The sequence below is a fragment of the Pseudomonas sp. A014 genome (assembly GCF_052378495.1).
Lineage (GTDB): Bacteria > Pseudomonadota > Gammaproteobacteria > Pseudomonadales > Pseudomonadaceae > Aquipseudomonas > Aquipseudomonas machongensis.
The window spans coordinates 1434643-1457730 of the sequence record NZ_CP199001.1 but is presented as its reverse complement, the minus strand read 5'-3'; the positions used below and the strand labels follow the sequence as shown (position 1 = coordinate 1457730).

General features: G+C 62.8%; 20 protein-coding genes and 1 pseudogene. 14 read left to right on the top strand and 7 right to left on the bottom strand.

Annotation, left to right across the window (positions count from 1 at the left end):
• Positions 1 to 574 precede the first annotated feature (574 nt).
• From ACTYOL_RS06935 to ACTYOL_RS06925, 3 genes are all read left to right on the top strand, one after another.
• Positions 575 to 3454, top strand: a complete 2880-nt coding sequence (locus ACTYOL_RS06935) for a ribonucleoside-diphosphate reductase subunit alpha (RefSeq protein WP_054892920.1) — start codon at positions 575 to 577, stop codon at positions 3452 to 3454.
• 236 nt (positions 3455 to 3690) lie between these two features.
• Complete coding sequence (locus tag ACTYOL_RS06930; protein ID WP_054892954.1) at positions 3691 to 4941, top strand: ribonucleotide-diphosphate reductase subunit beta; 1251 nt, start codon at positions 3691 to 3693, stop codon at positions 4939 to 4941.
• A gap of 194 nt (positions 4942 to 5135) precedes the next feature.
• Positions 5136 to 5660: a BRO-N domain-containing protein gene (locus tag ACTYOL_RS06925; RefSeq protein ID WP_197893036.1), complete on the top strand. Its 525-nt coding sequence runs from the start codon at positions 5136 to 5138 to the stop codon at positions 5658 to 5660.
• Positions 5661 to 5778: 118 nt separating this feature from the next.
• Here ACTYOL_RS06925 and ACTYOL_RS06920 read toward each other — a convergent pair.
• Both ACTYOL_RS06920 and ACTYOL_RS06915 read right to left on the bottom strand, forming a co-directional pair.
• Positions 5779 to 5929 (bottom strand): annotated as a pseudogene (locus ACTYOL_RS06920) (IS630 family transposase); the annotation flags it as partial.
• Positions 5930 to 5975: 46 nt separating this feature from the next.
• Positions 5976 to 6857 (bottom strand): LysR family transcriptional regulator, encoded by an 882-nt coding sequence (locus ACTYOL_RS06915; RefSeq protein WP_444757706.1) that lies wholly within the window; start codon positions 6855 to 6857, stop codon positions 5976 to 5978.
• Positions 6858 to 6958: 101 nt separating this feature from the next.
• Here ACTYOL_RS06915 and ACTYOL_RS06910 point away from each other — a divergent pair, with 101 nt between their 5' ends.
• A complete protein-coding gene (locus ACTYOL_RS06910) occupies positions 6959 to 7990 on the top strand; it encodes a D-cysteine desulfhydrase family protein (protein WP_444757705.1) in 1032 nt (343 codons plus the stop codon).
• A gap of 123 nt (positions 7991 to 8113) precedes the next feature.
• Here ACTYOL_RS06910 and ACTYOL_RS06905 read toward each other — a convergent pair whose 3' ends face one another.
• Positions 8114 to 9004, bottom strand: a complete 891-nt coding sequence (locus ACTYOL_RS06905; RefSeq protein ID WP_065861381.1) for a LysR substrate-binding domain-containing protein — start codon at positions 9002 to 9004, stop codon at positions 8114 to 8116.
• Positions 9005 to 9418: 414 nt separating this feature from the next.
• Here ACTYOL_RS06905 and ACTYOL_RS06900 point away from each other — a divergent pair, with 414 nt between their 5' ends.
• The gene (locus tag ACTYOL_RS06900; protein ID WP_444757704.1) at positions 9419 to 10330 is read left to right on the top strand and encodes a LysR family transcriptional regulator; all 912 of its coding nucleotides are present in this window, start codon (positions 9419 to 9421) and stop codon (positions 10328 to 10330) included.
• Here ACTYOL_RS06900 and ACTYOL_RS06895 read toward each other — a convergent pair.
• From ACTYOL_RS06895 to ACTYOL_RS06885, 3 genes are all read right to left on the bottom strand, one after another.
• On the bottom strand, positions 10300 to 11064 hold the full coding sequence (locus tag ACTYOL_RS06895) for a molybdopterin-dependent oxidoreductase (RefSeq protein WP_063543553.1): 765 nt from the start codon (positions 11062 to 11064) through the stop codon (positions 10300 to 10302). The two genes, ACTYOL_RS06900 and ACTYOL_RS06895, sit on opposite strands and share 31 nt — an antisense overlap.
• Positions 11061 to 11681 carry a cytochrome b/b6 domain-containing protein gene (locus ACTYOL_RS06890; RefSeq protein ID WP_065861378.1) on the bottom strand — a complete coding sequence of 207 codons (621 nt, stop codon included), beginning with the start codon at positions 11679 to 11681 and terminating at the stop codon, positions 11061 to 11063. Before ACTYOL_RS06890 ends, ACTYOL_RS06895 begins: the two co-directional genes overlap by 4 nt.
• Before the next feature lie 76 nt (positions 11682 to 11757).
• On the bottom strand, positions 11758 to 12369 hold the full coding sequence (locus ACTYOL_RS06885; RefSeq protein WP_065861377.1) for a hypothetical protein: 612 nt from the start codon (positions 12367 to 12369) through the stop codon (positions 11758 to 11760).
• A gap of 195 nt (positions 12370 to 12564) precedes the next feature.
• On the opposite strand from ACTYOL_RS06885, the gene ACTYOL_RS06880 reads away from it, so the two are divergent.
• The 3 genes from ACTYOL_RS06880 (at position 12565) to ACTYOL_RS06870 (ending at position 15386) form a co-directional block, all read left to right on the top strand.
• Complete coding sequence (locus tag ACTYOL_RS06880; RefSeq protein WP_054892930.1) at positions 12565 to 13260, top strand: heavy metal response regulator transcription factor; 696 nt, start codon at positions 12565 to 12567, stop codon at positions 13258 to 13260.
• Positions 13233 to 14627 (top strand): heavy metal sensor histidine kinase, encoded by a 1395-nt coding sequence (locus tag ACTYOL_RS06875; protein WP_444757703.1) that lies wholly within the window; start codon positions 13233 to 13235, stop codon positions 14625 to 14627. Before ACTYOL_RS06880 ends, ACTYOL_RS06875 begins: the two co-directional genes overlap by 28 nt.
• Before the next feature lie 102 nt (positions 14628 to 14729).
• Positions 14730 to 15386, top strand: coding sequence for a hypothetical protein (locus tag ACTYOL_RS06870; protein WP_444757702.1), 657 nt, complete (start codon positions 14730 to 14732; stop codon positions 15384 to 15386).
• Here the strand turns inward: ACTYOL_RS06870 and ACTYOL_RS06865 are convergent, their stop codons facing one another.
• Complete coding sequence (locus tag ACTYOL_RS06865) at positions 15387 to 16019, bottom strand: TetR/AcrR family transcriptional regulator (protein WP_197893024.1); 633 nt, start codon at positions 16017 to 16019, stop codon at positions 15387 to 15389.
• Between the two features lie 183 nt (positions 16020 to 16202).
• Between ACTYOL_RS06865 and ACTYOL_RS06860 the strand changes: the two genes are divergently transcribed.
• The 6 genes from ACTYOL_RS06860 (at position 16203) to ACTYOL_RS06835 (ending at position 23032) form a co-directional block, all read left to right on the top strand.
• Positions 16203 to 17423: an MFS transporter gene (locus ACTYOL_RS06860; RefSeq protein ID WP_444757701.1), complete on the top strand. Its 1221-nt coding sequence runs from the start codon at positions 16203 to 16205 to the stop codon at positions 17421 to 17423.
• A gap of 43 nt (positions 17424 to 17466) precedes the next feature.
• Entirely contained in the window at positions 17467 to 18417 is a 951-nt protein-coding gene (locus ACTYOL_RS06855) for an alpha/beta fold hydrolase (RefSeq protein WP_444757700.1), read from the top strand.
• Positions 18418 to 18946: 529 nt separating this feature from the next.
• Complete coding sequence (locus tag ACTYOL_RS06850) at positions 18947 to 20185, top strand: OprD family porin (RefSeq protein ID WP_444757699.1); 1239 nt, start codon at positions 18947 to 18949, stop codon at positions 20183 to 20185.
• A 97-nt stretch (positions 20186 to 20282) separates the two neighbouring features.
• Positions 20283 to 21089, top strand: coding sequence for an NAD-dependent epimerase/dehydratase family protein (locus ACTYOL_RS06845; RefSeq protein WP_054892937.1), 807 nt, complete (start codon positions 20283 to 20285; stop codon positions 21087 to 21089).
• Positions 21090 to 21116: 27 nt separating this feature from the next.
• Positions 21117 to 21998: a glucurono-1,5-lactonase gene (locus ACTYOL_RS06840; RefSeq protein WP_444757698.1), complete on the top strand. Its 882-nt coding sequence runs from the start codon at positions 21117 to 21119 to the stop codon at positions 21996 to 21998.
• 62 nt (positions 21999 to 22060) lie between these two features.
• A complete protein-coding gene (locus ACTYOL_RS06835) occupies positions 22061 to 23032 on the top strand; it encodes a TRAP transporter substrate-binding protein (protein ID WP_054892939.1) in 972 nt (323 codons plus the stop codon).
• Positions 23033 to 23088: the final 56 nt, after the last annotated feature.

Sequence of the window (23088 nt, the reverse complement as noted above, 5' to 3'; positions counted from 1 at the left end):
GCACTGCCAACCACGCGAAAAATTCTGTCACAGGCCTGAAACCGGCAAAAACCTCTTGCGACAAGGCCTACAGCGAATACCCACCTTTCACACACAAAGTACTCACAAGTTATCCACAGCGGCTCGCCTTGCAAAGACCCCAATACCGCATTATCTTGTATCCCCATTGCAGCGAACCACTACATGTTGTGGCTTCGCCCCAAATCACAAACACAAGTCCAGGCAGAAACTCAAGCGTTTTTTCAGCCGGAACTTACGGTGATTTCAGCAGCCAAACCGCTCCTGCGGAGGCGCGACCGAGGCAAGCCCGTCAGGGCCTTGTTCGGGTATGGGTGTTGCAGGCATCGCCTGGCACCCGACAGCAACAGTTTTTGGGCGTGACCCAGAATCTTTGACTTCGGCCAGGGAGCGGCAAGTGATTGCCCCTTATTCCTGAGTCTGTCCCGAAGTCGGTGAGCCCGAGCGGGCGGATGCACGTGCGCGTGGCATCCCCCGCCTGGGCCGGTCGAACTGATGGATGGAACGGTGGGCGCCCACAAGGCGCCTGAACAATATAGAAACTGTGGAGACACCCATGCAAACCGACACAACTCGCGAGAACCCGCAGGCCAAGGCGCCGCAGGCCGCTGATTCGAACCAGGATCTGGCTGCGACCGCTCCGGGCCAACTGCGTGTGATCAAGCGCAACGGCACTGTCGTCCCCTACACCGACGACAAGATCACCGTTGCCATCACCAAGGCGTTCCTTGCAGTTGAAGGTGGCACCGCCGCCGCCTCGTCGCGCATCCACGACACCGTCGCGCGCCTGACCGAGCAGGTCACTGCCACGTTCAAGCGCCGCATGCCATCGGGTGGCACCATCCACATCGAAGAAATCCAGGACCAGGTCGAACTGGCCCTGATGCGCGCCGGCGAGCAGAAAGTCGCCCGTGACTACGTGATCTACCGCGACCAGCGCGCAAAAGAGCGCGCCACCCGCGCCCACACCGACGCCGTGGTCGAGCCGCACCCAAGCATCCGCATCACCCTGGCCGACGGCAGCCTGGCGCCGCTGGACATGGCACGCCTGAACACCATCATCAGCGAAGCCTGCGAAGGCCTGGCCGAAGTCGATGGCGACCTGATCCAGCGCGACACCCTGAAGAACCTCTACGACGGCGTGGCCATCAAGGACGTCAACACCGCCCTGGTGATGACCGCCCGTACCCTGGTCGAGCGCGAGCCGAACTACTCGTTCGTCACCGCCCGCCTGCTGATGGACACCCTGCGCGCCGAAGGCCTGGGCTTCCTGGGCGTGGCCGACAGCGCCACCCACCACGAAATGGCCGAGCTGTACGCCAAGGCCCTGCCGGCCTACGTCGAGAAAGGCGTCGAGTTCGAGCTGCTCGACCCAGCACTGAAGGGCTACGACCTGGAGCGCCTGGGCAAGGCCATCAATCACGAGCGTGACCAGCAGTTCACCTACCTGGGCCTGCAGACCCTCTACGACCGCTACTTCATCCACAAGGATGGCGTGCGCTTCGAGCTGCCGCAGGTGTTCTTCATGCGCGTCGCCATGGGCCTGGCGCTGCAGGAGAAAGACCGCGAAGCCCGTGCGATCGAGTTCTACAACCTGTTGTCGTCGTTCGACTACATGGCCTCGACCCCGACCCTGTTCAACGCCGGCACCCTGCGTCCGCAGTTGTCCAGCTGCTACCTGACCACCGTTCCGGACGACCTGTCGGGCATCTACAAGGCCATCCACGACAACGCCATGCTGTCCAAATTCGCTGGCGGCCTGGGCAACGACTGGACCCCGGTACGCGCCCTGGGCTCGTACATCAAGGGCACCAACGGCAAGTCGCAAGGCGTCGTGCCGTTCCTGAAAGTGGTCAACGACACCGCCGTTGCGGTCAACCAGGGCGGCAAGCGCAAGGGCGCGGTCTGTGCCTACCTGGAAACCTGGCACCTGGACATCGAGGAATTCCTCGAGCTGCGCAAGAACACCGGTGACGACCGTCGCCGTACCCACGACATGAACACCGCCAACTGGATCCCGGACCTGTTCATGAAGCGCGTCTTCGACGATGGCAAGTGGACCCTGTTCTCGCCAAGCGAAGTTCCTGATCTGCACGACCTGACCGGCAAGGCCTTCGAAGAGCGCTACGAGTACTACGAAGCCCTGACCGAGTACAACAAGATCAAGGTGTTCAAGACCATCCAGGCCAAAGACCTGTGGCGCAAGATGCTGTCGATGCTGTTCGAGACCGGCCACCCATGGCTGACCTTCAAGGACCCGTGCAACCTGCGTTCGCCGCAGCAGCACGTGGGCGTGGTCCACAGCTCGAACCTGTGCACCGAGATCACCCTGAACACCAACGCCGATGAAATCGCCGTGTGCAACCTGGGTTCGATCAACCTGCCGAACCACATCGTCGATGGCAAGCTGGACACCGCGAAACTGGCGCGTACCGTCAAGACCGCCGTGCGCATGCTCGACAACGTGATCGACATCAACTACTACTCGGTGCCGCAGGCACAGAACTCGAACTTCAAGCACCGCCCGGTCGGCCTGGGGATCATGGGCTTCCAGGACGCGCTGTACCTGCAGCACATCCCGTACGGCTCGGACGCTGCCGTCGAGTTCGCCGACAAGTCGATGGAAGCGGTCAGCTACTACGCCATCCAGGCCTCGTGCGACCTGGCCGATGAGCGCGGCTCCTACGAGACCTTCCAGGGTTCGCTGTGGTCCAAGGGCATCCTGCCGCTGGACTCGCAACAGATCCTGATCGAAGCCCGTGGCGCCAAGTACATCGACGTCAACCTGGAAGAGTCGCTGGACTGGGCTCCGGTCCGTGAGCGCGTACAGAAAGGCATCCGCAACTCGAACATCATGGCCATCGCGCCGACCGCAACCATCGCCAACATCACCGGCGTGTCGCAGTCGATCGAGCCGACGTACCAGAACCTGTACGTCAAATCGAACCTGTCGGGCGAGTTCACCGTGATCAACCCGTACCTGGTCCGCGACCTGAAGGCCCGTGGCCTGTGGGACTCGGTCATGATCAACGACCTGAAGTACTACGACGGTTCGGTACAGCAGATCGAGCGTATCCCGCAAGAGCTGAAGGACCTGTACGCCACCGCGTTCGAAGTCGACACCAAGTGGATCGTCGATGCCGCCTCGCGTCGCCAGAAGTGGATCGACCAGGCCCAGTCGCTGAACCTGTACATCGCCGGCGCTTCGGGCAAGAAGCTGGACGTCACCTACCGCATGGCCTGGTACCGTGGTCTGAAGACCACCTACTACCTCCGTGCCCTGGCCGCGACCAGCACCGAGAAGTCGACCATCAACACCGGCAAGCTCAACGCCGTTTCCAGCGGCGGCGACAGCGCCCCGGTCCAGGCCGCGGGCCCAGCCCCGGTACCGAAGGCCTGCGCCATCGACGAGCCGGATTGCGAAGCCTGCCAGTAAGGCTTGGCTGAGGCTTCCCCCGGGAAGCCTCAACTTTCTGTGCCATAGCACAGCACCCTGCAGGAGCGGGTTTACCCGCGAAGAGGCCACCACCTCTCCTGCAGACAGACATAAAAAGCCGCTGCCCAGTTCAGCGGCCAGCCCTCAAAGGGCGCTTCCGATTTGCGTGCACCGCACCGCAACCAAGATCCACCGGCCATACTCCATAGATGGCCCTCAAGCAGGAGAACCTCACCATGCTGAGCTGGGACGAATTCGATAAGGAAGACGGCGAAGTCGCCGCCAAAGGCAACACCCCTGCGCAGGCCAATGCCAGCGCCACCCTCGACAAGCTCGACAGCGCCGGCGGTGCCGCCGCCCTGGAAGCCCGCGCCGCCACCGCGACCGACTCCGACGCGGTCAAGCGCGCCAAGGCTGCCCTCGACGCTCTCGACGTCGCCGAAGGCCTGGCCGAGCTCGAAGGCTCCTCGGCCCGCGTCGCGGTCGACGAGAAGCGCATGATCAACTGCCGCGCCGACCTCAACCAGCTCGTGCCTTTCAAGTACGACTGGGCCTGGCAGAAGTACCTCGACGGCTGCGCCAACCACTGGATGCCGCAAGAGGTCAACATGACCGCCGACATCGCCCTGTGGAAGAGCATGGACGGCCTGACCGAAGACGAGCGCCGCATCGTGATGCGCAACCTCGGCTTCTTCTCCACCGCCGACTCGCTGGTTGCCAACAACCTGGCCCTGGCCGTGTACCGCCTGATCACCAACCCCGAGTGCCGCCAGTACATCCTGCGCCAGGCCTTCGAAGAGGCGATCCACACCCACGCCTACCAGTACTGCATCGAGTCGCTGGGCATGGATGAAGGCGAGATCTTCAACATGTACCACGAGATCCCATCGGTCGCGAAGAAAGCCGCCTGGGGCCTGAAGTACACCCGCGCCATCTCGGATCCGGAGTTCAACACCGGCACTGTCGAAACCGACAAAGAGCTGCTGCGCAACCTGATCGCCTACTACTGCGTACTGGAAGGCATCTTCTTCTACTGCGGCTTCACCCAGATCCTGTCGATGGGCCGCCGCAACAAGATGACCGGCGTTGCCGAGCAGTTCCAGTACATCCTGCGCGACGAGTCGATGCACCTGAACTTCGGTATCGACGTGATCAACCAGATCAAGATCGAGAACCCGCACCTGTGGGATGCGGCGATGAAGGAAGAAGCGACCCAGATGATCCTGCAAGGGACCCAGCTGGAGATCGAATACGCCCGCGACACCATGCCTCGCGGCGTGCTGGGGATGAACGCGGCGATGATGGAGGATTACCTCAAGTTCATCGCTAACCGTCGCCTGACCCAGATTGGTCTGAAGGAAGAGTATCCAGGGACGACCAACCCGTTCCCTTGGATGAGCGAGATCATGGACTTGAAGAAAGAGAAGAACTTCTTTGAGACGCGCGTGATCGAGTATCAGACTGGTGGGGCGTTGAGCTGGGATTGATCGCCTGGCGATTCGGAAAGGCTGCCTTCGGGCAGCCTTTTTTATTGCCCGAATTTCAGGTCAGGACATCTCCTACACGCATCTCGCTAATTGCCCAACGGCAATCCAAGTAGTTTGTCGGAGCGCTAAGAACGCTCACATGGCGGAATCCCGTTCCCGTTAGAAACGGCTTTTCCTGGTCTGGATAGCCCATCATGACTTACTGCTCCCCCACCCTCTTCACCCGCCACAACCGTCACCTCCACACCCTCTGGCTCGAATCCCAAGCCTGGTTCTGCGCCCACGAACTCGGTCGGATGACCGGGCGTTTCTTCGACGAACACGGCATCCGCAAGCTCGACCCGGACCAGCATCGCACCGTGCAACTGCTGCGCTACGGCAAGTATCAGAAGACCGCCATGGTCAGCGAGTCCGGGGCCTACACCCTGCTGGCCCATCATCACATTCCGGAGAACCGTCACCTGCGGCGCTGGCTGACCCACGAGGTAGTGGCAGTGCTGCGTGACGGGCAGATGAATGGGGATGAAGCGCCGCGACTGGGTCAGATGTGCTGGCCTGGAGGGCGGACGGCGACATTGCTCTATTGGCAGAGCGAGCCCTGGATGAAGATGCGGGATATGCCGGTGATGCTGGCTGGGGATGAGGCTGAGGTGAGGGTGAAGCGCAGGATGAGCTGGATGGAATGCGCCCAGCGGGCTTTGCGACTGCATGGGGTTTAGCTGAGCTTGCAGTATTTCGCAGATGCCGGAAAGTTCGCAGTCCCCCCTGCTGGAGCGGTTTTATACGGGCTCGGAACTACCGCGAACACCGGCCAACCCGGTGTCATCCTGAGCAGCACGGATACGCTGTCAACCACGCCTTCACCTTGTCGGTATTGTGTGTCGCGTAGTTGTCCATTACCAGGTTACCAGGCATGTCCTCTGGTACGTTGGCGTCTACCTCTTTTGAGGAAAGCGAGAAACTCCCTACTTCTATGGCGACGCTTCAGTCAACTACCACAGCGCCGACAATGGAACGTTCAAAGCCAACTACAGCTAGCCAGCGCGCTGCATCACAAACCGCACGAAGGCGTCGAGTTTGGACAACGCGCTGCGCTGGCGCAGGTAGACCAGATTGACCGGGCGAGTCGCCGGCAGGAAGGGTTCGAGCAACGAGACCAACCGCCCCTCGCGCAGGTCATCGGCCACCAGGAATTCCGGCTGCATGAGGATGCCGTTGCCACTGATCGCAGCCAGGCGCAGCGCCTGGCCGTCGTTGCTCTTGAGCGTCCAGTGTTCCGGCCAGGAGTATTCACGCCCAGCGTCCTGCAGCGGCCAGCTAAAGCGATGGGTCCAACTGGAATGGACAAGCAAGCGGTGCTTGCCGAGATCGGCCGGCACCGTGGGCCAACCCTGTTCGTCCAGATAGGCCGGGGCCGCACAGATCACCATGCGATAGGGGCGCAGCGGCTTGGCGACCAGATCGACATCTCCCAGCTCGCCGATACGAAACGCCAGGTCGAAACCCTCGGCCATGAGGTCGACTACACTGTTGCTCAGGACCAGATCGACGCGCATCTGCGGATGCTCACGCAGAAACTGCGCCACGATCGGCGCCACCAGCGCCGAGCCCAAGGTCATCGGTGCACTGATTCGCAGCAGGCCGCTGGGTGCCTTCTGCAAGCTCTCGACTTGCTCGTAGGCCCGGCGCACCTGCTCCAGCGTCTGGCGAGACTCTTCATGGAACACCCTTCCCGCCTCGGTGACACGCATGCGCCGGGTACTGCGCTGGATCAACTCCACCTGCAGCGCTTCTTCCAACCCCCGGATGTATTTGCTGACCATCACGGTCGACAGCCGCAGGTGCTCGGCAGCCGCGCTGAAGCTGCCTTGCTCCACCACGGTGACGAAGACTTCCATTGCGCGCAGACGATCCATATTTAACTCTCAGTTAAAATTAATTGAACAAAACCTTTATTTATTAACAAATAATTTTCCAATAACGTGTCGTCGTCAACTCACAACCACGGTGCTTCATCATGAGGACGCTCATCTCACAGCTCGAACAGTTCCCACGCACGTGCTTGATTGAACAGGCCACGCCCATTCAACGCCTCGTCGCGCTAGAACAGATCTTGGGGCTCGAGGTGCGTGGTATCCGTCTGTTCGCCAAGCGGGACGACTTCATGGCGCTCGGTGGCGGTGGCAACAAGCTGAGGAAACTCGAGTTTCTGCTGGGCGCAGCCCTGCATGACGGCATCGAGCATGTCATCACCGTCGGAGGCCTGCAGTCCAACCACGCGAGGTTGACCGCGGCGGCCTGCGCATCACTGGGCCTGCCCTGCGAACTGGTGTTGTCGCGGGCAGTCGCCAAGGAGGGTGAAGAATACGAGCAAAGCGGCAACGTGCTGCTGGACGAGCTCTTTGGCGCCAAGGTGCATATCAGCCCCGACGGGATCAGCGCGCTGCATTCGGCCGAACTGCGGGCAGCGCAGTTGGAGAAGGCGGGCCACAAGGTCAAGGTGATCCCTACCGGCGGCTCTACCGCCCTGGGCTGCCTGGGGTATGTCAGGGCCGCACAGGAAATCGCCGAGCAGGAGCAGGCCCTGGCCCTGAAGTTCACGCGGGTGCTCACGGCCAACGGAAGCTCCGGCACCCATGCCGGCCTCAGTGCAGGATTCGCCGCCCTCGGACGTGGCGCCAACCTGGTGAAATCCTACGCGGTACTTGCGGACGCGAGCACTGCACAACGCCAGACCTTGGATTTGTCACACCATGTCCAAACCCTGCTCGGCCTGCCAGCCGACATCGAAGCGCACGACATCGAGGTGGATGGCAATTACCTTGGCAAAGGCTATGGGTTACCGACTCCCGAGATGCTCAATGCTCTGCGCCTGATGGCCCGCCATCAGGGCCTGCTGCTGGACCCTGTGTATTCCGGCAAGGCATTCGCCGGCCTGATCGCCGACCTGCAGAGCGACCGCTATGTGCGCGGCGACAACCTGCTGTTCGTCATGACCGGCGGAACACCTGGGTTGTTCGCCTATCGCGATGCCCTGCAAGACGCCTGATCGACTCGCTGACTACCTAACCGCACGTCCCCCATTCCAACAAGACATCTCACGCCCCGGCATCGCCGGGGGCGTGCTGATACCTCCCTCTGCACGCAACACGACGCCCGGCGATGATGCGCGTCAGTCGCTGGCAAAACGGCGCCTGCGCCCCACCTCGCGCACGGCATCGACCAGCGCGCGGGTCATCGGTGTGGGCTTGCCGGTGAAGGCGTGGAAACGTGCCGTCGCCAGCGGCGGCAAGCCTTCGCTTTCGTCCACCGCACGCAGCCCGTGGCGCAACTGGCTCTGCGCCACGGGGCTGACGGCGAAGCCAGCCTGCGCCGCAGCCAGGCAACCGGCCATGCTGCGGCTCTCGAACGCCAGGCGCCAGTCAACATCCGCCGCCGCCAGGGCATTGATCGCCGACTCGCGGTACACGCACGGCTCGGGAAACACCGACAGCGGCACGGGCTCATCGGACGGCAAGGCGGTGTGTTCGGCGAAGGCCCACACCAGAGGCTCTTCCCACAGCAGTTCACTGTCGTCTTCGATGCGTGCGCAGCGCTTGCCGAACACCACATCCAGTTCACCCTCCGCCTGTTGGCGCAGCAGTTCGGTAGTGATGCCCACCCGCAGCTCGATGGCGATGCCCGGATGCCCCCGGCGAAACACCTGCAGCACCTGCGCAAGCCAGGTGCCGGCGAAGTCTTCGGAAGCACCGATCACCAAACGCCCGGCGGACGACTCACCTCGCAGGCGCGCCCGCACCTCCTGCTCCAGGTCGAGGATATTGCGGGCGTAGGTGTAGAGCGTCTCTCCGGCTGGCGTCATGTCCAGCTGGCGGGTGGTGCGCTGCAACAGGCGCGTCCCCAGGCTCTCCTCCAGGCGCTTGATGTGGCCGCTGACCGCTGACGGCGTCAGCGCCAGACGATCGGCCGCAGCGGCGAAACCGCGCAGGTCGACCACCGCAAGGAAGGTACGCAACAGCACGATATCCAGCGCAAGTGCCGACGACGAAGGATGCGAAGACATGGGGATCTCAACTCATCACGAAATATGATCAGTAAATATTAATTACTCACGAATCACAACGATCGACAGCCGTAGCATTGAACGGTCATCAATACATTGGCCAGGACACATCATGAACACCCCATCCAGATCTTTGATAAAGACCGCGGTATCGGCTGTCCGTCGACTGGCGATCGCACTGTCGCTGGTGTGCGTCGGGATGCTTCGAAGCGGCACAGGCGCGGGGTTGACGCAGAGTATGCGCACAACGAGTACCCGAGGCTGAGCCGTTCGAAGTGATTGGGCCGCGCCGTGAGCGGCCACGGCGTGAAGTTCGAATTTCACGCCGTTTTTTTTACCTAGGCACTTGGCACCCGGACCAACGGCCTTGTAGCGTGACAGCACCGTTACGCGTCCCGGAGCCGACAAGCACCCATGGAAATCCGCCATTTCCGCTACTTCCTGAGCGTTGCCCAGCACGGTCACTTCACCCGTGCCGCAGAGCAGTTGGGCATCGCTCCGCCAACGCTGAGCCGGCAGATCCAGGACATGGAAAACGAACTGGGTGTGCGCCTGTTCCAGCGCAACCAGCGGGCCGTGCGTCTCACCGCGGCGGGTGAAGCGCTGCGGGTCGAAGCATTGCAGGCGGTGCGCCAGTTCGATGCTGCGCGACTTGGCGCGCAGCGGGCCGGGCGGGGTGATGTGGGGCGTATCGAGCTGGGTTATGTGGCTTCTGCGGCGTACTCGGGGCTTTTGCAGCAGCAGGTGACGCACTTCAGTCAATCCTGCCCCGGCGTCCAGCTCAATATTCGCGAGGTGGGCATGATGGCCTCGCCCGAGCTGGTTCGTGACGGGCTGCTTGACCTCGCCTATGTACGAATGCCCATGGAGCTGCCAGAAGAACTGAACGCCATCACGCTGCTGGAAGAAGGCTTCGTCCTCGCCCTGCCCTCCAGCTCCCGCCTCAACGAACTGCCGCAGATCAACGCCGCACGGCTGGCCGGGGAAACCTTCATCCTGCCCGAGCAGATCTCCGGCACCTTGGCGGTAGCCGCACAGGGCGGCTTCACCCCCCACCTGGGGCCGCAGCCCGGCAGCCTGGTGGCGGTGGTCGCCCTGGTGTCGCTGGGCCAGGGCATCGCGGTGGTGCCGGAGTCGATGGTGCGCCGGGTCAGCCTGCCGCAGGTCAACTACCGGCCGATCGAAGATTGCCAACCGCGCTCGTGCCTGGCCCTGCTGCATCGCCGCTTCGAAAAGGCGCCGGCGGTGCAGCGCTACATCGAGATGCTGCGGGCGGACCAGTATCGAGCCCTGGATCAGATCCCGCTGAACCAGTTGTACCCCTGATCTTCCCAATACCCGCCAGGATTATCGTTGCTGACGTAGATCTCGACGATGTGCTTGGGGTTCTTGAACCCCAGCTTGGTCGGCACCCGCAGCCGCAGCGGATAGCCATACTCCGGCGGCAGTGCGACCTCACCATAATCCAGCGCCAGCAGGGTCTGGGGATGCAGCGCGGTGGCCATGTCCAGGCTGGAGTAATAGCGATCGGCACATTTGAAGCCGACGTACTTGGCCGTGGTGTCTGCCCCGATATGTTCGAGAAAAATCCGCAGCGGCACGCCGCCCCACTGCCCGATCGCGCTCCAGCCCTCCACGCAGACCAGCCGGGTGATGTCGGTGCGTTGGGGCAGCTTGCGCAGGCCGTCGAGGGTCCAGGGCGACTTGTCGCGCACGCGGCCCGAAACGCTCAGGGCGTAGTCGGACAGGTCCACTTCGGGAATGTCGTCCTGTCCGTAATAGGCGTTGAAAGGGAAAGGCTGGGTCATCTGCGCCTTGCTGAACGTCGGGGCGAGCCGCTGGCCGCTGAACAGCCAGGCCTGGACTCGATCGTTCCAGCGCGACATGGCCCACAGCACACGGTCGACCTGATCGCCATCCTGCAGATTGCAGCCACTAAGCATCGCCATCGCGCCGACCGTGAGCCCGCCACGCAGGAAGTTGCGACGCTGGATGTTCTCCAGTTGCAGGCGTTGGGCGGGCTCGAGCTGGATGCGCGGGCCTTTTTTCGAAGCGCTCATGCCTGGCGGTCTCCTATTCGAATCGGCCGCGTGCCGCCAGTGATCATCGGCAACAGGGTCTTGGGCACCAGCAACACCAGCACCAGATGCACCACGACGAAGGCACCGATGGCCGCCATCGCGGCGAAGTGAACGTAGCGCGCGGCATCGTAACCGCCGAACAAGGCGGTCAATTGCTGGAGCTGAATCGGCTTCCAGATCGCCAGCCCCGACAGCACGATCAGCACACCGGCCGCCAGCACCAACCAGTACATCAGGCGCTGCACCGCGTTGTAGACGCCCTTTTCGTGTACCAACTTCAGGCGCAACGCAGCACTCATGTCACGTGCAACGGCACGGGGCGAAACCGGTAGCAGGTCGCGCTGGAAGTGTCGGCTGAGCAGGCCATGGAGCACATAGGCCAGGCCGTTGATCGCCAGCAGCCACATGAATGCGAAATGCCAGGCGAGCGAGCCGCCGAGCCAGCCGCCGACGGTCAGTTCGGCGGGAAACCTGAAACCGAACAGCGGCGAGGCGTTGTAGATCGCCCAGCCGCTCATGAACATGCACACCATGCACAGGGCATTGAGCCAGTGCATCAGGCGGATCGGCCAGGAATGAATACGGGTATTCTTCATACTGCCCCCTTCGCGAAGGCCACGGCAGCCGCCCAGCGACAGCGGTCGTGGCGCTGCCTCTGGGTGGCCGAGGTGGTTACATCGGCGGCTGGAAGCCGTCCTTGCCGACGGCGATGCCGCGTGCGTTCTTGCCGTCTTCAGCCGGGAACACCACGACCTTGGCGCCCTTGACCAGCTCGGCAGCGCTGCCTGGCTCGACGAAGGCGATCGGCACGTCATCCGGCACCACCAACTGTTTCTCGCCGCCCTTGTAATTGACGGTCAACGTGCGGCCATTGGCGCTGGAGAGCTTGCCCACGGTGCCGTTGGTCATGGTGCCGGTGCTGCCGTCGGCGTTCTCCCAGCCGTAATGGCCTTCGCCGCTGCCCTTGAGCCTGGCGTCGAAGACGGTCACTTCCAGGGCCTTGAGGGTGCCGTTGGCCTGGGGAATGGCGGCAGAACCGACAAAGCTGTCGGTCTTGATCGAGGCGAGGTCGGCCTTGGAGGCACGGACTACGCCGGTCTTGTCGGTCAGGCCGATGGTTTGCTGCGCGCCGGTGCGGGTCTTGAAAGTCAGGGCGTTGCTGCTGACATCTTCGATCACGCCACGCAGTGGCTTGATCACAGGCATGTCGGCGGCGCTGGCAAGCACGGTGGCGCCGGCCATCAACAGGCCGAACGCGGTGGACAGGGCAGTCTTGGTCTTCATTGCGACACATCCTCAGCGGTTTGAAGTGCCGCTATCTTTGGTGTCGCCTCGGGACCTCAGAATGACCGGCCGATTACATTTCTGTCATTCGTCCTCGGCACCGCCAAATGACAGAAATGTAACCGACAGCAGCTTGCCGTGCTGGTTACACTGCCTCTTCGCCTGCCCGCCACCCGAGGCCCGAGCCCTGCCCCCATGCATATCCTGTTGATCGAAGACGACACCAAGACCGGCGAGTACCTGAAAAAGGGCCTCGGCGAATCCGGCTTCAACGTCGACTGGACCCAGCACGGCGCCGATGGCCTGCACCAGGCGCTGGAGACGCCCTACGACCTGATCGTGCTGGATGTGATGCTGCCGGGCATCGACGGCTTCCAGATCATCGAGCTGCTGCGCGCAAGGCAGGACGTGCCGGTGCTGTTTCTCACTGCGCGCGACCAGTTGCAGGACCGCATCCGTGGCCTGGAGCTCGGTGCCGACGACTACCTGGTCAAGCCGTTCTCCTTCACCGAACTGCTGCTGCGCATCCGCACCATCCTGCGCCGGGGCGTGGTGCGCGAGGCCGATCATTTCCACCTCGCCGACCTGGAACTGGATCTGATCCGCCGACGGGTCACGCGCCAGCAGCAGGTGATCGCGCTGACCAACAAGGAATTCGCCCTGCTGCACCTGTTCCTGCGTCGCGAAGGCGATGTGCTGTCGCGGGCGCAGATCGCCTCGGAGGTCTGGGACATGAATTTCGACAGCGACACCAATGTGGTCGACGTGGCGGTGAAGCGGCTGCGCAACAAGATCGACCTGCCCTATCCGCTGAAGCTGATCCATACCGTGCGCGGCATCGGCTATGTCTGCGAGGTACGGCCATGCGCCGACGACGCGCCCCGTCCCTGACCCTGCGCTCGACCCTGGCGTTTGCGCTGGTGGCAATGCTGGTAGTGGCCGGGGCCGGCCTGTACCTGTACGACTCGATGCGCGTCTCGGTGATGAAGAGCACCGACTACTCGGTGCTCGGGCGCCTGGATCATTTTCGCAAGCTGCTGCGCTATGACCTGGAGCTGGACCGGTTGCGGGTCAACCCGCAGATCCTGGAGAACATGCTCAACAATGAAGAGGACATCTTCATCATCGAAGAGCCCGGGCAGGCACCGCTGATCAAGGTCAATCCGCTGAAGGCCGTGCTGCCGCAACTGGACGAGGTGGGCCCCGACACGCCGTTGAAGGTGAACGACCTGCGCGACGGCACCACCGCCGCTGGCGTGCCGTTGCGTGCAGCCAGCGTGATGACGATCTCCGGCGGTCGTGAGGTAAAGCTTACGGCGGCGCACATCATGACCAAGGAAATGGCCATGCTCGAAGCCTTCCGCCAGCGCATCTACCTGGCCGCAGGCCTGGCGTTCCTGTTGACGGCAGTGCTGGGCTACCTGTCGCTGTACCGTGGCCTGCGCCCGTTGCGCAAGATGGCCGCGCACGCGGCAAGGATCACCCCGCAGCGGCTGGACAGCCGCATGGACAGCGACGACACGCCGGTCGAACTGCTGCGCCTGAGCCACGCGTACAACGCCATGCTCGACCGCCTCGCCGCCGGCTACCAGCGCCTGAACCAGTTCTCCGCCGACCTTGCCCACGAGATTCGCACCCCCGTGGGCTCGCTGATGGGGCATTGCCAGGTGGCCTTGCGCCAATCACGCAGTGAAGATGAATACCAGGCCCTGCTGGCGTCCAACCTCGAGGAGCTGGAGCGTATCTCGCGGATGGTCGAGAGCATCCTGTTCCTCGCCCGCGCCGACGAAGCGCAGGCCGTGCTGGAGCGCCAGCAGCTGTCGCTGCACGATGAACTGCAGCGGGTGGCGGGGTATTTCGAAGGGCTCGCCGAAGAGCGGCAACTGTCGATGCAGACCTCGGGCAACGGTACGGTGCTGGCCGACCCTCTGCTGCTGCGCCGGGCGTTGAGCAACCTGGTGGCCAACGCGATCCGCTATGCCGATGAGGGCAGCACCGTCCTGATGCAGGTGCGTGCCGTCGAGAACGGTATGCGCATCGAGGTGCAGAACCAGGGCCCGACGCTGGGCGAAGCCACCTTGGGCAACCTGTTCGACCGTTTCTACCGCGGCGATGCCTCGCGCCATGAGCGTTCCGACTCCAATGGGCTGGGGCTGGCGATCGTCACCGCGATCATGCAGTTGCACGGAGGAACGGCTAGCGTGGAGCAGCCACAGCCGGACACCATCCGCTTCATATTGTTTTTCCCGACGCGCTGAGCGCACCTGTGCTTTAGGCTCGCTATGGATTGACCAGCCTACCATCTGGAAGGTAGGCTTTTTGCGCTGTCGCAATCTCTCTGTCCAAGACAAGGTGAACACATGCAAGAAAAGATCTGGCCAGACCTGCACGAGCTGCCCGAGAACACCGTCACCCCGGCGCAATACAGCTACCGTCAATTGGCGCGCAGCGATGTCGAGCGGCTGAGCCAATTGGTCAGGCGCTGGCACCCGGATGTGGGCGTGGGGATCGGTCGGGTCTTCAGCGACCCGCAGTACTACTTGCAGAACGTGTCGCTCGCCGGCGAAGCCGACAAGGACACCATCGTCTACGTCGGGGTCTACGAGGGCGAGATGATCTGCGTCATGTGCCTGGAGATCAATCTGCTCAACCGCACCCTGTTCAACAAGTTCGGTGCGTGTGCACCGCAACACAGGGGCACCGGCGCCACGCTGTTCGCAGGCTACGCCATCGATGCGCTGGCAGCGAAACTGGACATCGCAATGGCCTGGGGTTACGTCACCACGAAGACCCGCGGTATGCAGCAGATGGTCGAGCGGGCCGGATTCAATCCGGTTGGCGTGGTGAAATTCTCGGATATCGAGCTCAACGCCGAGGGTGAGCAGAGACCTGTGACTGAAGCCATCTACGCCAAGTACTACAAACAGCACGACGCTCTCGAGCCGATCCGGGAAGCCAACCTGACCCCAAAGTTACGTGCCCTGTGCCAGGCACTGGATGTTCAAGTGCTCGAATGATCACGACGCGGTGCTTTGCACACCCGTCGTGGAAAGATCCCACAGCCGCATCACCTGAGTGATCGCGCGCTCCATCGCTTCGATGCCGATGTTGTCCCGCGCCAGGGTCGAAAGCCCGACCAGAAAGCTGTCGAACATCACGCTGAGCCCCTGGACATCGACGTCCTGGTGCAGCTCACCCGTTTCGAGCGCACGGCTGACGCAGCCGGCGATACCGGCGCGGGTGCGTGCCCGGGAGCGGTTCAAGGGTGCGGTGACCTGCGCCAGTTCCGCAGAGGGTGCGCTCATCACTGCCAGGCCGACCATGCAGCCCTTCGGGTGACCGTCCTCACACTGCATGCGGGCGGATTGGCGCAGTGCCTGCTCCAGCGCCTGACGCGGAGGCAGGTCCAGGTTCCACAGGCATTCGGTGACTTGCGCATAGGTTGCCAGGTAGCGCTGGGCACATTCCTGGAACAGCGCCTCCTTCGAACCAAAGGCTGCGTAGAAGCTGGGCGCGGAAATGCCTGGGCCAATCGCCGCCTTCAATTGCGCCAGCGATGTGGATTCGTAGCCGTGCTCCCAGAACAGGTGCATGGCCTGGTCGATCGCGTTATCGCGGTCGAAGGTTCTGGGTCTGCCCATCCGCGCCATCAACTGCTCCTCCAAATGACATAGATACTATTCGATACATAAGTCATTGACAACGACACGCGAGCGCTCCTAATTTATATACCGATCGATATTTAAGTCTGGGGCGGCTCGATGCCGTCGGGTGAGTGCTGCCTCACTTATGTATCGATCGATATATTTTAACCAGCAATCACAGGAGCTCTCGTGACCTCTTCTACCGCCACCACGCTCGACACGGCTGAGCCCTTGCCGGTCTCTGCCTTGCTGGCCCTGGCGATGACAGGCTTCATCTGCATCGTCACCGAAACCCTGCCCGCAGGCCTGCTGCCACAGATCAGCGACGGCCTGTCGATCACCTCGGCAATGGCTGGCCAGACCGTCACCGCCTATGCAGTGGGCTCGCTGGTCGCCGCCATCCCGCTGACCATCCTGACCCGAAGCTGGAAGCGTCGCAGCGTGCTGCTGTCCACGATCATCGGCTTCCTGGTGTTCAATTCGCTCACCGCCCTTTCACCCGACATCTGGTTGACGCTGATCGCCCGATTCTTTGCCGGAGCTTCGGCGGGGTTGGCCTGGAGCCTGCTGGCGGGCTATGCCCGGCGGATGGTTCTGCCGCACCAGCAGGGCAAGGCCATGGCGATTGCCATGGTCGGCACGCCGATTGCGCTCTCGCTGGGCGTGCCGCTGGGCACCTGGCTCGGCAGTGCAGTGGGTTGGCGCAGCGCCTTTGCCATCATGTCGGCCCTCACCCTGGTGCTGATCGTCTGGGTGCTGGCGAAAGTGCCGGACTACCCAGGCCAGACCGACCGCCAGGCCATGCCGCTGCGTCGCGTGCTGAGCACGCCGGGCGTACGACCGGTCCTGGCCACGGTAATCACTTGGATGTTGGCGCATAACATCCTCTACACCTACGTCGCGCCATTCGCCGCCCAAGCCGGCCTGCTCGAGCGCGTCGACCTGGTGCTGCTGGTGTTCGGGGTTGCGGCGCTTGTCGGCATCGCCATCACCGGGCGCCTGGTCGATCGGCACCTGCGCAGCGCCGTGCTGGGCAGCCTTGGCGCATTTGCGCTGGTCGCACTGATGTTCGTCTGGCTGTCGAGCGCGCCCCTCGCCGTGCTCGTCGGCATTGCGGTCTGGGGCGTGTCGTTCGGCGGCGCCGCGACGCTGCTGCAGACCGCCCTTGCCGATAGCGCAGGCGACGGCGCGGATGTGGCGCTGTCGATGAACGTCGTCGCCTGGAATGGCGCGATCGCCGGCGCCGGGCTGCTGGGCGGCGCGCTGCTCGACGGCTGGGGCGCACGCGCCTTCGCACCTGCCGTACTCATCCTGCTGCTGATCGCCTTCGCCATTGCCTGGACTGCCCGCTCACACGGATTTCGCCCCGGCGCGCGCGCTGCCGGCGCCAGCGCGGCCAGCGGCCACTGAACGATCAAGCCACGATTTCCAACCACCCCAGAGGTTCATCACCATGCTTCGCCAATTACTGCGCTCCCTGGCCTTGACTGCCGCCACCACGCTTGCCGTCGGCGCCCACGCCGCCGACGAGTTCCCAGTCCCCAAAGGCTTCACCAGCCACTACCAGACCGTCGATGGCGTGAAGCTGCACTACGTCAAGGGCGGCTCGGGGCCCCTGGTGTACCTGGTCCACGGCTTCGGCCAGACCTGGTACGAATGGCACCAACTGATGCCGGAACTCGCCAGGCATTTCACCGTTGTCGCGCCAGACCTGCCTGGCCTTGGCCAGTCGCAGACACCGCCGTCGTATCGCGCAACGGATGTGGCGCCGCTGCTGTACAAGCTCGCCGCACAGATGAGCAATGGCCAGAAGTTCGACCTGGTGGCCCACGACATCGGTATCTGGAACACCTTCCCCATGCTGGTACAGAACCAGGCGAACATCCGTCGAGTGATCTACATGGAAGCGCCGATTCCCGACGACAGCCTCTACCAGTTCCCCGCCTTCACGCCGCAGGGTGAGTCGCTGGTCTGGCATTTCAGCTTCTTCGCCGCCGAGCCCAACCTGGCCGAGACGCTGATCGCTGGCAAGGAGCGGGTGTTCTTCGAGCATTTCATCAAGCAGCACGCAACCAATACGTCGGTGTTCACACCGCAATTGCTCGATCTCTATGCCAAGTCATATGCCAAGCCGCATAGCCTCAACGCAGCGTTCGAGTACTACCGCGTGCTCAACCAGAATGCCCGCGACAACAAGCAACTGAGCAAGACCCGCATCATCATTCCGGCGTTGGCCATCGGTGGTGGCGGCAACGGTGGCCTGGGTGAGTTCCAGGCCGAGCAGATGCGCCGCTACGGCACCGATGTGACCGGCAAAGTGCTGGAAGGCTGCGGGCACTGGCTGCCGGAGGAATGCAGCGGCGCCCTCAATGCCGAGGTGACAGGCTTCCTGTTGGCGCCATGACAGGGATTGATCAGCAGTAGGGCAATTGTGCTTTTCGCGGGTAAACCCGCCCACAGGGATGGGGCCAGCTTGTACCGGGGTGCAGGTGTTTACCCGCGAAAAAGCAATGGGACTTCGGAAGACAAATCATAGTTATAGGATCTCTTTGCCGTAACCGATCTAGAGCCCTTCCTTTGCAATTTGGCAAAAAAAACCTCTGAAACACTCGGTATAGCCCATCAATTCCTTTGCGCAAAAGCGTTGACAGCGTTTTCATCGGTTGTTAATAATCGCCGCAGTTGTACGACAACACACAACAAAAACAACAATCAGTGAAGCCCATCATGTCGACATCCTACCCACGCTATTCGCCTCCCCCTCTTTCCAACATTCGCCGCCGCGCCACATCGCTGGCAGCGACGGGTACCTGAGCGCCCGATCCGCGCGCTGCACCTTGGCCCACGACGGGCCATCAACCCCACCGCCCCTGTCATCGGTCGCTTGCGCGCGCCTGGCAGGCGGCTGCCTCACTGCTGGGAGCACAACAATAATGAAAATCCGCCAGACCCTGCCCTTCGCCCTGTTCGGCGCCACCGCCCTGGGATCACTGTCCGACGCTGCACTGGCCGCCGGCTTCATCGAAGATTCCAAGGCGACCCTGAACCTGCGCAACTTCTACATCAACCGCAACTTCGTCGACCCGAGCAACCCGCAAAACAAGGCCGAGGAATGGACCCAAAGCTTCATCCTCGACGCCCGCTCGGGATTCACCGAGGGGCCGATCGGCTTCGGCGTGGATGTGCTGGGGTTGTGGTCGGTCAAGCTCGACGGTGGTGGCGGCACTTATGGCACGGCCCTGCTGCCACGCCATGACGACGGCCGCCCGGCAGACGATTTCGGACGCCTGGCCGTGGCAGGTAAAGCGCGCATCTCCAAGACCGAGCTGAAGATCGGCGAGTGGATGCCGGTACTGCCGATCCTGCGCTCCGACGATGGCCGCTCGCTGCCGCAGACCTTCCGTGGGGGTCAGGTGACGTCCAGCGAGATCGCCGGTCTGACGCTCTACGGCGGGCAGTTCCGCGGCAACAGCCCACGCAACGATGCGAGCATGGAAGACATGAGTTTCGGCGGTGGGGTGTCCGACCGCTTCAACTTCGTCGGCGGCGAGTACAGCTTCAACGACAAGCGCACCCTGGTCGGGCTGTGGAATGCCCAACTCAAGGATGTCTACCAGCAGCAGTACCTGCAACTGAGCCACAGCCAGCCACTGGGCGACTGGACCCTGGGCGCCAACCTCGGCTACTTCCAGGGCGAGGACGACGGCGCCGAACGCGCCGGCAAACTGGACAACAAGACCTACTCGGGCATGTTCTCGGCGCGCTATGCCGGCCATACCTTCTGGGTCGGCCTGCAGAAGGTCAGCGGCGATACCTGGATGCGGGTCAACGGCACCAGCGGCGGCACCCTGGCCAACGACAGCTACAACGCCAGCTTCGACAACGCCAACGAACGCTCCTGGCAGGTGCGCCATGACTTCAACTTCGTCACTGTCGGCATCCCCGGCCTGAGCATGATGAACCGCTACATCAGTGGCCGCGACGTGCACAGCGGCGCTGTCAGCGATGGCAAGGAGTGGGTGCGTGAATCGGAACTGGCCTACGTGATCCAGAGCGGGCCGTTCAAGGATCTCAGCGTGAAGTGGCGCAACTCCAACATTCGCCGCAGCTTCAGCAACAACGAGTTCGACGAGAACCGGCTGATCTTCAACTATCCGCTGTCGATCCTGTAAACCGATGCCATCCATGCATTGACAAGCCGCGAATTCGCTGTCGATAATCGACCCATGTCGTACGACAACCTACAACAATCAACGACAAGAGCTGGCCATGACCACTACTCCCTTCAAACGCCTGCTGCTCACCGGAGCGGCAGGCGGCCTGGGCAAGGTGCTTCGCGAACGCCTCAAAGGCAGCGCCGAAGTCCTGCGCCTTTCCGATATCGCCCCGATGGCACCTGCTGCCGGTCCGCATGAAGAAGTGATCACCTGCGACCTGGCCGACAAGGCTGCGGTACACGCGCTGGTCGAAGGCGTCGATGCCATCCTGCATTTTGGCGGAGTGTCTACCGAGCACAGTTTCGAGGATATCCTCGGCCCCAATATCTGCGGGGTGTTCCACATCTACGAAGCGGCGCGCAAGCACGGTGTAAAACGCGTCGTCTTCGCCAGTTCCAACCATGTGATCGGCTTCTACCGCCAGGACGAGCGGCTCGATGCCCACTCCCCTCGCCGCCCCGATGGCTACTACGGCTTGTCCAAGAGCTACGGCGAGGACCTGGCCAGCTTCTACTTCGACCGCTACGGCATCGAGACCGTCAGCATCCGTATCGGCTCGTCCTTCCCGCAACCGCAGAACCCACGAATGCTCTGCACCTGGCTGAGCTACGACGACCTGCTGCAACTCATCGAGCGCAGCCTGCGCACCCCTGACGTCGGCCACACCGTGGTCTATGGCGCCTCCGACAACCGCACCGTCTGGTGGGACAACCGCCACGCCGAACACCTGGGCTACCAGCCCAAGGACAGTTCGGAGGTGTTCCGCGCCGACGTCGAATCAAGGCCCGCGCCTCCCGCCGACGATCCCAGCATGGTCTACCAGGGCGGCGCCTTTGTCGCTGCCGGCCCCTTCGACTGACCGCCACTGCGTGCAAGGAGCAGCACCATGCAGCACTGTGAACTGATCGTCGACGCGCGCAACGCCACCGGGGAAAGCCCGGTGTGGCATGCCGGCGAGCAGGCCCTGTACTGGGTCGATATTCCCGCCCGCCAACTGCACCGCTGGCGCCTGGCCGATGGCAATCAAAACGTCTGGCAGGGCGATGAAATGCTGGCCTGCATCGCCCATGGCGCACAGGGCTGGATCGGGGCGATGGAGAGCGGCCTGTTCACCCTCGACCCGACCGAGGATGGGCGCCTGCTCGGCACCCGCCTGGCCAGCGTCGAGCACGCTCGCGAAGGGATGCGCTTCAACGACGGGCGCTGCGACCGCCAGGGCCGTTTCTGGGCCGGCACCATGCTGATGGACATGCAGCAGGGCGCCCAGGTCGGCGCGCTGTACCGATACGACGGCCAGCGTCTGCACCGCCAGCTCGAGGGCATGATCGTGCCCAACGGCCTGGCCTTCAGCCCGGACGGCACGCGCATGTACCTGTCCGACTCGCACCCGACGGTGCAGACGATCTGGTCGTTCGACTACGACATCGACAGTGGTACGCCCCATAACCGGCAGCTGTTCGTCGACATGCGCGAGCATCCCGGCCGCCCCGATGGTGCGGCTGTCGATCAGGACGGCTGCTACTGGATCTGCGGCAACGACGAGGGGGTGATCCACCGCTTTACCCCCGATGGCCGCCTGGACCGCTCGCTGCGCGTGCCGGTGAAGAAGCCGGCGATGTGCGCCTTCGGTGGCACCCACCTCGATACCTTGTTCGTCACCTCGATCCGCCCCGGCGGCATCGACCTCGCCGACCAGCCCCTGGCCGGCGGCGTGTTCGCCCTGAACCCCGGCGTCAAAGGCCTGGAGGAAACACCCTGGCAGGGCTGAGCGCCCACCTCACCAACACCTGCACGACCGAAACCAGATAATAAAAACCACGGAGTTTCATCATGACCTTCAAACGCACGTTGCTTCTTGCCGCCCTCCCCTTGGCCCTCGGTCTGTCCAGTGCCGCCAGCGCACTGGACATCAAGTTCGCCGAGATCCACCCAGCCGGCTACCCGACCGTGGTCGCCGAGCAGAACATGGGCAAGAAACTCGAACAGGCCAGCAATGGCGATATCACCTTCAAGATGTTCGCCGGCGGGGTGCTCGGCTCGGAAAAGGAAGTCATCGAGCAGGCGCAGATCGGCGCGGTGCAGATGACCCGCGTGAGCCTGGGCATCGTCGGCCCGGTGGTGCCGGATGTGAACGTGTTCAACATGCCATTCGTGTTCCGCGACCAGGCGCACATGCGCAAGATCATCGATGGCGAGATCGGCCAGGAGATCCTCGACAAGATCACCAACTCCGAATTCAACCTGGTGGCCCTGGCCTGGATGGATGGCGGCTCACGTAGCATCTACACCAAGAAGCCGGTGCGCAGCATCGATGACCTCAAGGGCATGAAGATCCGCGTGCAGGGCAACCCGCTGTTCATCGACATGATCAACGCCATGGGCGGCAACGGCATCGCCATGGACACCGGCGAGATCTTCAGCGCCCTGCAGACCGGGGTGATCGACGGCGCCGAAAACAACCCGCCGACCCTGCTCGAGCACAACCACTACCAGAGCGCCAAGTACTTCACCCTGACCAACCACCTGATCCTGCCGGAGCCGGTGGTGATGTCCAAGACCACCTGGAACAAGCTCACGGCCGACCAGCAGGCGCTGGTGAAGAAAGTCGCACGTGAAGCTCAGATGGAAGAGCGCGAACTGTGGGACGCCAAGTCTGCCGCCAGCGAACAGAAGCTCAAGGCCGCGGGTGTCGAGTTCATCGCAGTGGACACCAAGCCGTTCTATGACGCCACCGCCCCGGTACGCGAAAAATACGGTGCGCAGTACGCCGACCTGATGAAGCGTATCGACGCGGTCGAGTAAGCCACTTCTTCCAGACGACCCCGGCAGCACGGTGCCCGCCGTGCCGCCGCCTTGGT

What these genes read in the sequence shown, in the direction of transcription:
- ACTYOL_RS06835 (WP_054892939.1), top strand. Translation starts at nt 22,061, where the DNA reads ATGACCTTCAAACGCACGTTGCTTCTTGCCGCCCTCCCCTTGGCCCTC.
- ACTYOL_RS06840 (WP_444757698.1), top strand. Translation starts at nt 21,117, where the DNA reads ATGCAGCACTGTGAACTGATCGTCGACGCGCGCAACGCCACCGGGGAA.
- ACTYOL_RS06855 (WP_444757700.1), top strand. Translation starts at nt 17,467, where the DNA reads ATGCTTCGCCAATTACTGCGCTCCCTGGCCTTGACTGCCGCCACCACG.
- ACTYOL_RS06875 (WP_444757703.1), top strand. Translation starts at nt 13,233, where the DNA reads ATGCGCCGACGACGCGCCCCGTCCCTGACCCTGCGCTCGACCCTGGCG.
- ACTYOL_RS06925 (WP_197893036.1), top strand. Translation starts at nt 5,136, where the DNA reads ATGACTTACTGCTCCCCCACCCTCTTCACCCGCCACAACCGTCACCTC.
- ACTYOL_RS06895 (WP_063543553.1), bottom strand. Translation starts at nt 11,064, where the DNA reads ATGAGCGCTTCGAAAAAAGGCCCGCGCATCCAGCTCGAGCCCGCCCAA.
- ACTYOL_RS06930 (WP_054892954.1), top strand. Translation starts at nt 3,691, where the DNA reads ATGCTGAGCTGGGACGAATTCGATAAGGAAGACGGCGAAGTCGCCGCC.
- ACTYOL_RS06870 (WP_444757702.1), top strand. Translation starts at nt 14,730, where the DNA reads ATGCAAGAAAAGATCTGGCCAGACCTGCACGAGCTGCCCGAGAACACC.
- ACTYOL_RS06890 (WP_065861378.1), bottom strand. Translation starts at nt 11,681, where the DNA reads ATGAAGAATACCCGTATTCATTCCTGGCCGATCCGCCTGATGCACTGG.
- ACTYOL_RS06915 (WP_444757706.1), bottom strand. Translation starts at nt 6,857, where the DNA reads ATGGATCGTCTGCGCGCAATGGAAGTCTTCGTCACCGTGGTGGAGCAA.
- ACTYOL_RS06935 (WP_054892920.1), top strand. Translation starts at nt 575, where the DNA reads ATGCAAACCGACACAACTCGCGAGAACCCGCAGGCCAAGGCGCCGCAG.
- ACTYOL_RS06865 (WP_197893024.1), bottom strand. Translation starts at nt 16,019, where the DNA reads ATGGCGCGGATGGGCAGACCCAGAACCTTCGACCGCGATAACGCGATC.
- ACTYOL_RS06905 (WP_065861381.1), bottom strand. Translation starts at nt 9,004, where the DNA reads ATGTCTTCGCATCCTTCGTCGTCGGCACTTGCGCTGGATATCGTGCTG.
- ACTYOL_RS06910 (WP_444757705.1), top strand. Translation starts at nt 6,959, where the DNA reads ATGAGGACGCTCATCTCACAGCTCGAACAGTTCCCACGCACGTGCTTG.
- ACTYOL_RS06845 (WP_054892937.1), top strand. Translation starts at nt 20,283, where the DNA reads ATGACCACTACTCCCTTCAAACGCCTGCTGCTCACCGGAGCGGCAGGC.
- ACTYOL_RS06900 (WP_444757704.1), top strand. Translation starts at nt 9,419, where the DNA reads ATGGAAATCCGCCATTTCCGCTACTTCCTGAGCGTTGCCCAGCACGGT.
- ACTYOL_RS06885 (WP_065861377.1), bottom strand. Translation starts at nt 12,369, where the DNA reads ATGAAGACCAAGACTGCCCTGTCCACCGCGTTCGGCCTGTTGATGGCC.
- ACTYOL_RS06880 (WP_054892930.1), top strand. Translation starts at nt 12,565, where the DNA reads ATGCATATCCTGTTGATCGAAGACGACACCAAGACCGGCGAGTACCTG.
- ACTYOL_RS06850 (WP_444757699.1), top strand. Translation starts at nt 18,947, where the DNA reads ATGAAAATCCGCCAGACCCTGCCCTTCGCCCTGTTCGGCGCCACCGCC.